Source organism: Campylobacter concisus, assembly GCF_003048835.2.
In the GTDB taxonomy this organism is placed as follows: Bacteria; Campylobacterota; Campylobacteria; order Campylobacterales; family Campylobacteraceae; genus Campylobacter_A; species Campylobacter_A concisus_D.
Genome location: NZ_CP060705.1, coordinates 1,910,710 through 1,925,224, shown reverse-complemented (window position 1 = coordinate 1,925,224; position 14,515 = coordinate 1,910,710). Strand labels below are relative to the sequence as shown.

5 protein-coding genes are annotated in these 14,515 nt (G+C 38.8%); 4 read left to right on the top strand and 1 reads right to left on the bottom strand.

The genetic code is table 11. The annotated features are described in order from the left end of the window. Window positions 1–6: 6 nt before the first annotated feature. A complete protein-coding gene (locus CVT08_RS09730) occupies window positions 7–1,041 on the bottom strand; it encodes a type II asparaginase (RefSeq protein ID WP_107856561.1) in 1,035 nt (344 codons plus the stop codon). Window positions 1,042–1,402: 361 nt separating this feature from the next. Between CVT08_RS09730 and CVT08_RS09725 the strand changes: the two genes are divergently transcribed. From CVT08_RS09725 to CVT08_RS09710, 4 genes are all read left to right on the top strand, one after another. Beyond that, the gene (locus CVT08_RS09725) at window positions 1,403–4,615 is read left to right on the top strand and encodes a retention module-containing protein (protein ID WP_107856560.1); all 3,213 of its coding nucleotides are present in this window, start codon (window positions 1,403–1,405) and stop codon (window positions 4,613–4,615) included. Window positions 4,616–4,788: 173 nt separating this feature from the next. Then, window positions 4,789–6,195, top strand: a complete 1,407-nt coding sequence (locus CVT08_RS09720; RefSeq protein WP_107856559.1) for a hypothetical protein — start codon at window positions 4,789–4,791, stop codon at window positions 6,193–6,195. 159 nt (window positions 6,196–6,354) lie between these two features. Further along, on the top strand, window positions 6,355–10,794 hold the full coding sequence (locus CVT08_RS09715; RefSeq protein WP_196381005.1) for a hypothetical protein: 4,440 nt from the start codon (window positions 6,355–6,357) through the stop codon (window positions 10,792–10,794). A gap of 315 nt (window positions 10,795–11,109) precedes the next feature. Then, a complete protein-coding gene (locus tag CVT08_RS09710) occupies window positions 11,110–14,469 on the top strand; it encodes a retention module-containing protein (RefSeq protein ID WP_196381004.1) in 3,360 nt (1,119 codons plus the stop codon). Window positions 14,470–14,515: the final 46 nt, after the last annotated feature.

Here is a 14,515-nt window from a genome sequence, read left to right as displayed (position 1 = left end):
TAAAATTTAGTATTCGTCAAAGAATTTTTGAATTTCTTTGGTGTCGCTCGTCTTTGTGAGGGCTAGCATGAGTAAAATTCTAGCCTTTTGTGGGTTTAGATCGCTTGCGGTGATGAAATTTCCATTATCATCCATCTTTTTACTGCTATCCACGTAGCCGCTGCCGACGATCGCGCTTCTTACTATTTTTATGCCTTTGGCATTTGCCTCTTGAAGCACGGTAAATACGTTGTTGTGGATGCTGCCGTTACCTGTGCCTGCGTGGATGATGCCCTTTGAGCCAACATCTATCAGGTGTTTTGCGATATCGCCGTAGTCATTTGCGTGTGAGTAGATGATATCAACCCTTGGCAAGGTCTCTAGCTTGCTTACGTCAAAGACGCTATTTGCAGTGTGTTTTTTGAGGCTTTTTGTGCTGTAAACGACCTTGCCATAATAGACTCTGCCGATGGCGCCGGTGTTTCTTGACTTAAATGTATCAACTGATGAGGTGTTTGTTTTTGTAACCTCTCTAGCGGCGTTGATCTCGTCATTTAGCACGACTAAAACGCCATTACCTGCGCTCTCTTTGCTAGCTGCCACGCTTACTGCGTTATATAAATTTAGCGGACCATCAGCACTCATAGATGTGGCACTTCTCATGGCTCCCACTAAAACTACAGGCTTATCTGACTTGACGACTAAATTTAAGAAGTAGGCGGTCTCTTCGAGGGTGTCGGTGCCGTGAGTTATGACGATGCCATCCACGTCTTTGCTGGTAAGTAGCTCATTTACGCGTTTTGCAAGCTTTAGCCAAATTTCATCAGTCATGTTGTTTGAGCTGATGTTGGCGACTTGCTCGCCTTTTACATTTGCTAAATTTGCTATCTCTGGCACGGCTTTGATGAGGATATCGACGCCAAGTTGGGCTGCGTCGTACTGGGCATTTGTCGCGCCACTAGCACTTCCTGCGATAGTGCCGCCTGTGGCTAAGATGACGACGTTTGGCTTTGCATAGAGCGAAGCAACTAGAATGCAGATTAGTAAAACTAGCTTTTTCATAGCTATCCTCCTAGTAAGAAATTTTACGCATTTTTAAATTTTCGTAATACCAAACCAAGCAAATAGACAAAAAATAAAGTAGCTCAAATAAATTTCTAAAATATTTTTATAAATTTAAAAAATATTATTTTTGCTCATTTTATCACAAAAAGCACACGTTAAATTTAACTCTCTCTTAAAAGATAAGATAGATAAAATGAAATTTGCCTCATTTTGATCAAAATCATATATAAATTGATAATGTAAATTTGTCATATATGTGTCACATATGCCGAATTTAAGGGCCTTATTGTACCTGGGTACAATATACATGAATTATAAAATTCATTAAAATGCGAGAAAAAATTTAACAAGGATGAACATGGCAGCAAAACTAGGAAGTATAAAATCAATTTCAGGTCAAACTGAAGTGATCGCAGTTGATAAAAGTGGAAATGAGAGAATTTTAAAAGTTGGCGATAGCTTGTACGAGGGCGAGAGCATAAAGACAACTTCAGCTGATGCGAAGGTAGTCATCGTTGCAAATGACGGCAAGGAGGTCTCAGTAGTAGGCGAAGATACTATCTCGCTTGATCCAAAAGAGGTAGCAAACGCACAAAGTGCTAACCCAGAGGTCGCAGCACTTCAAAATGCTCTTTTAAATGGTGCAAACATCACAGATCTTGAAGAGACAGCAGCCGGTGGTAACGCAGCAGCTGGTGGAGCTGGTGGAGATGGCGTAAGTCTAGGCGCTGCTAGCTTTGCTGAGGGTGGTCACTACGCAAATATCAATGAAAATTTTAGAAATTTAACCGATGCAAACAAAGCTTTTGACTCTTTTAATAGCCCAATCGGCGGTTATGCTGATAATAACGACAATAGCGAAGGCGATAGTGTTGCACCGCAAAACCCAACAAATCCAACTACCCCTGTTACACCAGTAACTCCAGTAACACCTGTCACGCCACCAACTCCAGTCACTCCAGCTACACCTGTTGCACTAAGTGTATCACTTGATGGTAGTGGCGAGGCAAGAGAGGCAACTCCAAACGAGTATCTAGTCTATAATCTAGGCTTATCGGCTGCTACAAGCTCAACTACACCTACTGATCTAACGCTAAATTTAAGTGGTGCAAGTGCAGGCAGAGACTACTCAAACGCTATGGAGTATTCACTTGATGGCGGAAATAGCTGGACTGCGATACAAAATGGCGGCACGATAAGTGGTGTGGCACCAAGTGATATCGCAAATGTAAAGGTTAGAGTGCAGGTTATTGACGACTACGGTCAAACAGCTGGCAACCAAAACGAGGGCGCAAGCAGCGAGGATCTAGGCGCAAATATCGCTCCTGGCATAAAAGACTACGGCGTTTATAAAGAGGGCGTAACTCTTAGCGTGACTACAAACAACGCTGCTATCACATCTGGCGAGGCTGAGGGCAAGATCATTGATAATGATGATAATGTAAATATCACAGAAAATATAGATGCGACTACAGAGGGTTTAAACCCTGCTCTTGTAAATTCTGATCCAGACAATGGCGATAGTATGAAAACCATCATAGATACAAAAGATGGTGATGATACTATAACTATCAAAGAGGAAGTTGTTTTTTCAAGTGGTGTAAATTGGCTAAACAAAGATGCTAATGATGTTATAAAAATGGGCGATGGCGACGATGTGTTTAACATAGAAAGAGAAGCTGTTGTAGAAAATACTAGGATAGACCTTGGAAACGCTGGTGGAGAGAAAAATCAAGATACACTCAATATAAATGGAGCTGTCGTAACAGGTACAAGATTTACAAGCCACGATGGTAATGATGTATTTACTATAAAAGATGATTCTGGCCCAAGCCTTGGCAGTACGATTTTGGACGATGTCTTGTTTAAAACAGGAAGTGGCAACGACACTGTAAATATCGAAAAAAGCGATAATCATCAGCTTATAAAAAATACCAAAATAGATACTGGTGCTGATAATGACACCGTAAATATTAAAAGCGATATGTATTCTTATGTTACTAATAACGGAACAACTGATCTAACCGAGTATGCAGGAAGCAGAACTGATAGCTTTATAAAAACAGGCGAGGGCGACGACACTATAAATGTTACTGACGCAAGTATTAGTAGAGTTGATATCGATACAGGCGATTCAGATACAGGCGATATGCTAAATTTCATCAGCGCAGGTATATATAACTCTGAAATAAAAAGTGGCAATGGCAATGATAAGATCGTACTTCAAGATACTAAAGCAGATGTCATGGATATCTACACAGGCGAGGGCGATGATATCCTAACTATCAAAGGTAGCACTGAAATAAAAAATAATAGCGCCGCACACAATGACCCTATAAGCTCACCAGCTCACGTGGCAAATCCGGTAGCTAACCAAGCTGGAATTCACTCAAACTACATAGAGATGGGCAAAGGTCGCGACACACTAACTATCGAAAGAGGCGCTGAAATTTCAAACACTAAGATAAATACTAGCTCAGCTGATGCTGGAATAAGTGACGATAGAGATAGTGTAGATGTTGCTGGCGCTAAATTTAACAACGCTGCCATTGAGACTGGATATGGTGATGATGAGATAAATTTAAAAGATGTCACCATGATCTCAAACGATGGATATAGCACATATATCGGTGCAGGCGGCGGAAATGACACTATTAACGTCTCTGGAAATAGCTCATTTGACAAGGCTATCATTTACACAAACGGCGGAGATGACCATGTAAATGTCGATGGTGATGTTTCTATGGTTGATTCAAACATTATGCTTGAAAACGGCAATGTAACGCTAAATGTCGCAAGAGCTACTAGTATAGTTGATACAAATATAGAGGGTGCAGGCGTTGGAAATGCTGGCGTAAAAACCGTAACTATCGATAACGCCGAGCTTAGAAGAGTTACTATAAATACCGCAGATGACGGCGATAGCGTGACTATCGGAGCTGGCACTCATGATAATACTGATGTTAAAATTTTCACTCAAGGTGGAGACGATACGATAAATATCAACTCTGATCTAACTGGTACATCAAATGTAAATTTAAGTCCAGCTGCAGGCGAAGCTGCGCATGACCACGATGCATCAAACATCAACTCAGGCAAAGGCAACGACACTATCAATATAGCTGATAATGTAACACTAACTAACACCTACCTTTCAGGTGGCGACGGCAGCGACTTAGTCGATCTTGGCAAGGATGTAAGCCTAAATGGCACTGCTATAAATGGAGGCGACGGCATAGATACGCTAAAAATCCACGATGACTCGTTTAACACGACAAATGCCGGCAAGATAAGTGGGTTTGAGGTGCTTGATATGTCAGACGCTAATGAGGACTTTACATTCCACCATGCGTCTGATATCGCAAATTTCATAAAAAATGTCGGTGGTGAAGGTGCAACATCGCTATTCGTAAAAGGTGATAAATTTGTTGGCAAATTTATAGAAGGATCATCTGAAATAGCAAGTGCTGGTACAGTAGATAGCAATGGAAACCACGTATATAGCGTAAGTGAAGGCAGTCAGACATTTACTCTTACAATAAAAGATGTTACTATAGATCCTTCAATGTAAATTTTAGACCCATTTTTTGGGTCTAAACTCCCCTTGCTTCATTTAATAAAATTTTTTATACAAAAAGCCTAAATTTAGGCATTTCTTTTGATAATCAATATAATTTATATTTCAATGTGATTTAAAAACGCTTATTAAAATCCAAAAGTCAATTTTTTTAAGAAAGGATTAATATGAGCGTAGAAGTAGCTGAGAAAGAGGGGTTAAATTTAAGCGGCGGAGTGAGCCAAAATGGCGGGCAAAATGACCCTCACGTGAGGATCATAGAGGAGGTAAAGTCGCTTGAAATACTTGAGCCCAAGAATTTTCTTGCTGAGCTATACGGACGAAGGGTGGCAGATGCAAGGCCAAAAGCGCAGGATCAAATTTTAAACATCGCAGACGCAACCACGAGCGCAAACGATGTGCGTTTTGACAATGGCAACGACATAGTCGATATGACAAGATCTATTGTAAATGATGCCAAGATAGATGCAGGAGATGGCGATAATAAGCTAATAATTCACGATAATATCGAGGTTAGAGGGCTGAGATTTGACGCAGGAGCTGGCAATGACTTGGTAGAGATAAGAAACAATGTCGGCATAAAAGATCACACGCTTTTATATACAAATGACGGCGAAGATAGCGTGAAAATTTATGGTGCGACTATGGAAAATGCTGCCATTCATACAGGGCTAGATAACGACGTGGTTGATATCCAAAGATCTGAGATCAAAAACGGTGCGGATATAAGGCTTGGCGGAGGAAATGACACTATAAACACCGACTGGGTGGGCTTTTTTGGTGAAACAAAAATTTCTCTTTCTGGCTTTACTAATCCAAACGAAGTAGATACGCTAAATATGGACAACACTATCTTTAACGGCCACACTACTATCGAAGCAAACGACGGCGAAAAGACCACTATGAACATAAAAGTGTGTGGCGGAGACGGCGAGATAGATATAAAAGGCTCGCATGCAAATTTAGACCACACGCCGCTTTTTGATATGAATTTTCTTGGGCCAAAATTTATGGGTGACGTTAAATTTGACGGCAGAAATAACAAAGTCAATATGCACATAGACGACTCAGAATTTCATGGTAAAAATAACGAATTTTACTTCTCAGATAATCAAAATGATACTTTAAATGTGACATCAGCTATCATAAAAAATTCTAAATTTTATCTAGGTGGTGGCGACGATACAGTTAGTTTAACTATGACAAGAACAGATATAGATAATAATACTCAAATATTTGGTGGCAAGGGCTATGATACTCTTGTGCTTGATAATAATATCGACTTCTCAAAGGTCTCTGGCTTTGAAGAATTAAAAGTAACGAGCGGTGCTTATGTGACATTAAATGGCAATGATGTGGCTCATTTAAGTGACATTTTAGACAATGGCTCTAATGTAGTTAAATTTAGTGAAGCGCATGGGACCGTAAAACTTAATGGTTTTAGCGAAACTAGCGGAGCAGAAAATGGCTACCATAGATATGAAAGTGCCTATAATACGCACTTAGCAGACGGTAGTGATCGTCAAGGTACAGTATATATAGATATAAAAGAAGACATTCACGTCGATCTTTAAATTTAGATCCCTTTTTGGGGTCTTGCTTATATTTATCAAAAATTTAATTTTAAAACCCACTGCAACAGCGTAATCTTATGAATTAACATCATATTTACATTACTTTATATTTAAAAGAAATATTTATAATGTGTCAAATTGATTTTAAAGGAGGCAGCGATGGCTGTTAAAGTAGGTGTTATCAAAAACATTCTTGGCTCCAAGGAAGTAGTAGTTATAGACAAAAATGGCAACGAAAGAGTTGTTGTCGCGGGAGATAGTTTATACGAGGGCGATGTTGTTAAAGCAAACGGCGCAAAGGTAACTATCGCATCAAACGACGGCAAAGAGTTTGAGCTAAAAGATGGCGAAACTCTAAATTTAAATAACGACCTTAGCTCAGACAAAGAGGTAGCAGCCATACAAAAAGCCCTGTTAAAAGGTGAAAATTTAGCAAATCTCGAAGAGAGTGCCGCTGGTGGCAATAGCGGTGGCAGAGGCGGTGACGGCGTGAGCCTTGGCGAGACAAGGTTTGAGCATGGCGGTCATGAAAGCTCTGATGTATCAGCTAGCTTTAGATCACTTTCAGATACTTTTGGCGCTGTAAAACTAACTAACCAAGAGGTAAAAGGTGGCGGTAGTGATGTTTTTGATGGTTCAGATAGTGATATAAATTCTGCCATTGCACCTGTAGCCCCAGTTGAGCCATCACAACCAGAAAATCCAGCTCCAACTCCGCAGCCTAAACCGGTTGAGCCAGTTGAGCCGGTGGAGCCAGAGAAGCCAACTCCAGAACCAAAACCTGAGCCAACTCCAGAGCCTGAAAAACCACAGCCAGAGCCAAAACCAGAACCTAAACCTGATGAAAATAAAGATATAGTCAAAAACATCTCGGTTGAAAACAAGTCAGAATTTGGCTACGAAAAGAGCTCGGACCCAAGAAGCTCAGATGACAAATCATACCTAGAATACAACCTAAAAGGTGAAGTAGCGCAGGCTGATGCTGATAAAAAGGTAGATGTGACGCTTAAATTTAGTGGAGAGGCAACTGCTGGCAAAGACTATGAAAATGCAGAGTACTCACTAGATGGCGGTAAAACTTGGCAAAAGCTAGATGATAGCGGCGTGATAAAGGACGTTAGAGCAGGCGATATCAACAATGTAAGTGTGCGTGTTGCTGTGGCAAACGATCACGATCAAAATGAGGGTAAATTTGACCCTACAAATAAAATTTTCAAAGATGCAGACAAAGGCGTTGAAAACAATGGCGACTTTAAAGAGAGCGTGACATTAGAATTTAGCGTCGGCAGTGCGAAGGCTACAAATAGCGAATATATAGTAGATAACGACCACAACGTCACAGTTACTAGCGAATTTCACAATAATTCATCTTTTGACGCTAAATTTAAAGATAACGGCGACAATACATTAAATTTCAAAGACGCAACTATAAGCCATAAAGCTGGCGACGTGGCTAGTGCTATAGAATTTGGTGAAAATGTATATTACAACGATGGAAAAGATGTAATTAATGCCGATAACTCAAATTTAAACTGGCTAAATATCAACACCCAAGGCGGAGATGACATCATAAATATAAATGGCGGAAGACACGAGAGACTTCACGTCGAAACTGGCGCAGACAACGATACTGTAAATTTAAACGGCGGAACTTACATAGGCACCGATCCTTATCAAAGTGGCTTCACGCTTGATAGCGGAAATGATGTATTAAATTTAAATGGTACAAAAGATAATCATATAAAAATGACAGATATGTACCTAAGAACCGGCTCAGGTGAGAGAGACGAGATAAATATCAAATACGCTGATATCGACTCAACATACAAAAATTCAGCCAACCACATCATCGCCGAATCAAAAAACAATACCGTAAATGTTGAAAACTCAACTTTAAAGGGCATCAACATAGGCACAGAGACCAACACAGGTACCGACGTAAATAGAAATCCACTAAATTTCGATCTAAATTTAAAATCATCTACTCTTGATGATGTAAATCTCAACACTATCTACAAAACTCACGTAGTAGTTGAAGATACAAAGGTAAATGGCAACTTCCCAGAAAATGCTACAAAGTGGAATTTTGCAGATACAGATGATACTTTAGAGCTAAGATCAGGCACTTTAAATGATATGACTGTTAATCTTGGTAACGGCGGAGATAAAGTCGTCGTCTCAAAAGCTATGAAGCTTAATGGATACACTACGATAAATGGTGGCACTAGCTACGAGACCGATACGCTTGTGATTGATGGCAATGTTGATTTTAATAAATTTAAGAGCTTTGAAGAGTTACAAGTGACTGGCAACGAGAAGGTCAGCCTAAAACTAGAAGAGCTATATGATATGCTTGACATTAAAAATAGTGATAGCAAACATATCTTAACAGTCACAGAGGCAGCTGGCGGGGTAGAGCTAGCAGGCTTTAAGCTTTCAGAGTATGGAAGAGGTTTAAAAGAAGGCTTTACAAGATATGAGGCCGACTTTAGTTTTCAAAATAACGGTAGATCTTATACGGAGAAAGGCTATATAGATGTAAAAGATGGTATCAATGTCGATCTTGATGCTAAGCCAGAGCCTACTCCTATTGAGCCAGTCGAGCCTGTAAATCCAGCTCCAGCTCCACAACCAGAGCCAAAACCAGAACCAAAACCAGAACCTAAACCTGAGCCAAAACCTGAGCCAACTCCACAGCCAACGCCTGATCCAGAGCCAGAATATATACATGAATATGACTCAAAATATGTAAAAAACATAGGCATATATGGCAGACAAGGCTTTAATATCGAAGACCCTGAAATAACGAATATGTGGGAACATAACAATTTAATATTTGAGCTAAGGGGTGATGTAGCAGAGGCTGATGTGGATCAAAAAATCGATGTGAAGCTTAAATTTAGTGGCAAGGCGACTTACGGCAAAGACTACGATAAAATTCAGTACTCACTCGATAATGAAAACTGGATAGATCTAGATAGTAGTGGCGTCATAAAAGGTCTAAGAGCGGGCGATATCAACAAAGTAGTTGTTCGTGCAAATGTAATAGACGATAAAGAGCTAAATGAAGGCAAGCTTTTATCTGAAGATGAAGATAGTGGAATATTTTATTATCAATGGGATAAAGAAAAGTTATTTAAAGATGCAGATAAGGGCGTTGAAAATAATCACTACTACAGCGAGAGTGTCATCTTAGAATTTAGTATAGATAACGCTAAATATACGTATAATGGTGGTATCATAGATAATGACCATATAACAACTGTAAATAGCGAATTTCACAACGACAAACGCTTTGATGTAGAGTTTTTTAAAAATGGAGATAATGTCTTAAATTTCAACAATGCAACTGTAAGTCATAAAAAAGGAGAAGAAGGAGAAGAAGAAAAACCTAGTAAGATCTATTTTGGTGAAGTATTATATGGTATATCCGGAGACAATGAGGTCAATATCAATAGTTCAAATTTAAATTGGCTTGATATTGGAACTAATACTGGAAAAGATAAAATTGATATCAAGAGCTCAAATTTAAATAATGTCACTATCAACACCTATAACGGAAACGATACTATAAATATAAATGGCGGAACGCACGAAAAAGTTGAGATCAATACAGGCTTTGGCAATGATGTCATAAATATAAATGGTGGAGTTTTTAACAAAGAGACCATCTATCTTGGCATTAACAGCGATATCTTAAATATAACAGGTACAAAAGCTGATCATGTAAAAATGACAGATATTGACATAAGCACTAATACTAATAAGTTTAATGGTGCCATACAATGGGTTGGTAATGAATTAATTAAAGGCGATGAAGACGTTATAAATATCAAATACACCGACATTAACTCAACAACATCAGCAGAAAAAAGTGCGATCTATGCAGGATCATCAAAAGGTACTATAAATATAGATAGCTCAAACCTTGATAACGTAGAACTAAATGGAGGCAGTAGAGTCCCTTCATTTGGAGATACTTATCATACAGATATAAATTTAAAGTCATCTACCCTAAAAGATGTAGATATCATGGCTTTTATAAATGAAATGCATGTGGTAGTTGAAGATACTCACGCATCAGCTAGTGGTTTGCCAGCTGAACACCATGCGAACTGGATTTTGAGTGGACATGAAAATGCAAAAGATTATTTGGAGCTAAGATCTGGAAGCTTAACTAATATTAAAATAGATCTATCGGATGGCAGTGATAGTGTCTTTATATCTAAAGATATGAAGCTTGAGGGTGGCACTAGCATTCTTGGTGGATACTCAGACAATAGAAGTCGCTATGATCACGATACGCTTTTGGTTGATGGTCAGATAGACTTTACAAAGGTTAAGAGCTTTGAAGAGTTAAAGGTTACTAGCAATGAAAAGGTCACTCTAAAAGCTCTTGATATAGCTGATATGCTTGATGTCGGACACGAACATAGTAATAATTTGCTTCAAATAACTCAAGCAAGTGGCGGAGTAAAACTTGAAGGCTTTAGTAAATCTGCTGCTAACGCAGTAGAGGGCTTTGAAAGATATGAGGCACATTACGATGCAACTACAGCTTATATCGATGTAAAAGCAAATATCCACGTAGATCTTTAAAATTTAGACCCTTTTTGGGTCTAAATTTCTTTTTATATAAATTTACAAATCTTTTTTATTAAATTCTGTTATTTTTTTAAAATTTAGTACAATCAAATAAAAACATTTATAACTTAAAATATCATTAATCAATTCTTACACGAAAATTAAATTTTATATAAGTGTTATATAAATATCACCTAATAACTACAAAAAATTCTATAAATGTAACACATAATAAAGAAATGTAACTATATTGTACTTTGGTACAATTTACAATTTCTCCTAATAGTTATAAAATAATGCCAAAATTAATTTAGCCCTAAAGGAATTAACATGGCAAAGAAACTAGGCACAATTAAGTCTATATCAGGTTCTGCTGAGGTTATCGCGGTAGATAAAAGTGGTAACCAAAGAGTACTAAAAGTTGGCGATAGCCTGTATGAAGGTGAGAGTGTAAAAACAACTTCAGCTGATTCTAAGGTTGTGATAGCAACAAATAATGGAAAAGAGCTATCAATGATCGGCGAAGATACGCTAAGCCTCGATCCAAGGGCAACTGCTGGTGATTCACAAGTAGCAGCACTTCAAAAAGCCTTATTAAATGGCGCAAATTTAGGCGACTTAGAGGAAACAGCAGCTGGCGGTACAAGCGGCGGTCGTGCTGGTGATGGCGTTAGCCTTGGCAGTGCTAGTTTTGAACAAGGTGGACACTACTCAAATATAAGTGCTAGCACTAGTGCGATCAATCCTTTAGGCGCTGCATCTTTTGCAGGTCCAGCTGAGGGCAAAAGCGGCGGTTTAGATAGTGGTCGTGGCGGCAGTGATGACGATACAGCAGGCGCTGGTAATACTATCAATCCAGAAACCACCAGAAAACCAAGCAACCCAGAAATTAAATTCCCAGAAGATACAAACAAAGATGGCAAAATTTCTGATGATGAAAACAAAGCTAATGACAATGATGCTGGTAAAACAACAGTAGAAGTTACTATACCAAAAGATGGTTCAGTAAAACCAGGTGATAAAGTAGTAGTTACTGATGACAATGGCAAAAAGACTGAAAAACCAATCAACCAAGATGACATCGATAAAGGTAAGATTGATATCCCAGTTGATCTAAACCCAGGTAAAGATAACAATGTAACAGCAGAGATCATCAATCCAAATAACCCTAACAACCCAGGCAAGGATAGCAAGGTGATAGGTGAAGATAGCGAGAATACTAAAGCTCCAGAAGCTCCAGTTATCACAGAAGTAATAGATGATGTTAAGGGTGGTAAATTTAATGAAGACGTTAAAGGTGGTACTACAAACGATAGCACTCCTACATTTAAAGGTACAGCTGAGGCTGGCTCAACCATAACTCTTAAAAATGGCAATGATATCATCGCTGAAAACATCCCTGTAAAAGCTGATGGATCATGGGAATTTACACCAAAGAGCTCACTTGCTGAAGGTGAATACAGCATAACAGCAACTGCAACAGATAAAGCTGGCAATGTAAGCAATGCATCAAATGTAGCTACTGTAACAATAGATCTTCATACTTCTAAACCAGTAATTAATGAAATTATAGATAATGTAGAAGGGGATACAGGCAACGTGAAAAACGAAAGAATTGGCTGGACAAATGACAATACCCCAACATTAAAAGGTAGTGCTGAGGCTGGTGCAACCGTTGATGTCTATGTAGATGGTAGAAAAGCAGGTAGCGTAAAAGCTAATGAAAAAGGTGAGTGGGAGTATGCAACTAGCAAACTAAGCGACGGCAAGCACTCATTCTATGCTATCGCAACAGATGAAGCTGGCAACGTAAGCGAGAACTCAGAAATTTCTTGGATAAAAGTAGATACTAATCCAGGTCAAGTAGTAATCACTAGAATAACAGATGACAATGGTGATGACGTGCTAAATGGCTCTTATGAAGGTGCTATGAAAGACAATACTCCAACTATTTGGGGTACAGGCGAGCAGTACGCAACTGTAACTGTTAGCGTAAAAGATAGTAGCGGTAAAGTAGTATGGAGCGATGAAGTATATATAGAAGATAGCCTTGGTGATTGGCATATTGACGTACCAGTAGCATTAAATGATGGCGACTATACTGTTGAAGCTAGTATGCAAGACTATGTCAAAAACCCAGTTCAAAACTCAAACGTTGTAAATCTTACAATAGACAACGCAACTGACAAACCAGTCATTAAAGAGATCATTGATGATGTTGAAGGTGATACAGGCGATATAAGCTCTAAAAATAATTGGACTAATGACAACACTCCAACACTAAAAGGTAGCGCTGAAGCTGGTGCAGATATAAAAGTATTTGTTGATGGTAAGATAGCAGGTACTACAAAAGCTGGTCTTGATGGTAGCTGGGAATTTACACCAAGAACTAAACTTGGCGACGGCGAGCATAAATTTGTCGTAGAAGCGACTGATAAACTAGGACATAGCGCTAAATCTGTAGAAGCAAGCGTAGATGTTGATACAACAATAGGCAATCCAAAAGTTAGATTTGTAGAAGATACAAACAATGACGGTGTTTTAAGTGTAGCTGAAGTAGCTGCTATAAAAGATGGCAAAGCTCACTGGGTTATCGACATCCCAACAGATGGTAGCGTAAAAGCTGGCGATGTGATCCAATCAATCGATGGCAAAGGTAATTGGGTTAAATTTGTTGAGATTACTGACGAGATGATCAAAGATGGTAGATTTGAAGCTACATTTAACGTTGGTATCAACAAACTAAAAGATGGAAAATATGAGACTCCAGAGTATAGATTTGCTGATGAAGCTGGCAATGTTAGTGACTCATCAAAAGCTAGCCTTTCACTTGATAGCGAATTTAGTAGAAAACCAAGCAACCCAGAAATTAAATTCCCAGAAGATACAAACAAAGATGGCAAAATTTCTGATGATGAAAACAAAGCTGGTGACAAAGATGCTGGTAAAACAACAGTAGAAGTTACTATACCAAAAGATGGTTCAGTAAAACCAGGTGATAAAGTAGTAGTTACTGATGACAATGGTAAAAAGACTGAAAAACCAATCAACCAAGATGATATCGATAAAGGTAAGATTGATATCCCAGTTGATCTAAACCCAGGTAAAGATAACAATGTAACAGCAGAGATCATCAATCCAAATAACCCTAATAACCCAGGCAAGGATAGCAAGGTGATAGGTGAAGATAGCGAGAATACTAAAGCTCCAGAAGCTCCAGTTATCACAGAAGTAATAGATGATGTTAAGGGTGGTAAATTTAATGAAGACGTTAAAGGTGGTACTACAAACGATAGCACTCCTACATTTAAAGGTACAGCTGAGGCTGGCTCAACCATAACTCTTAAAAATGGCAATGATATCATCGCTGAAAACATCCCTGTAAAAGCTGATGGATCATGGGAATTTACACCAAAGAGCTCACTTGCTGAAGGTGAATACAGCATAACAGCAACTGCAACAGATAAAGCTGGCAATGTAAGCAATGCATCAAATGTAGCTACTGTAACAATAGATCTTCATACTTCTAAACCAGTAATTAATGAAATTATAGATAATGTAGAAGGGGATACAGGCAACGTGAAAAACGAAAGAATTGGCTGGACAAATGACAATACCCCAACATTAAAAGGTAGTGCTGAGGCTGGTGCAACCGTTGATGTCTATGTAGATGGTAGAAAGCAGAGGTAAGAATGAAAAGAGGGGAGATGCAACTAGCAACTGACCAAGATCACAT

Coding starts and splice junctions, on each gene's coding strand:
- CVT08_RS09730 (WP_107856561.1), bottom strand. CDS start 1,041: ATGAAAAAGCTAGTTTTACTAATCTGCATTCTAGTTGCTTCGCTCTAT.
- CVT08_RS09725 (WP_107856560.1), top strand. CDS start 1,403: ATGGCAGCAAAACTAGGAAGTATAAAATCAATTTCAGGTCAAACTGAA.
- CVT08_RS09720 (WP_107856559.1), top strand. CDS start 4,789: ATGAGCGTAGAAGTAGCTGAGAAAGAGGGGTTAAATTTAAGCGGCGGA.
- CVT08_RS09715 (WP_196381005.1), top strand. CDS start 6,355: ATGGCTGTTAAAGTAGGTGTTATCAAAAACATTCTTGGCTCCAAGGAA.
- CVT08_RS09710 (WP_196381004.1), top strand. CDS start 11,110: ATGGCAAAGAAACTAGGCACAATTAAGTCTATATCAGGTTCTGCTGAG.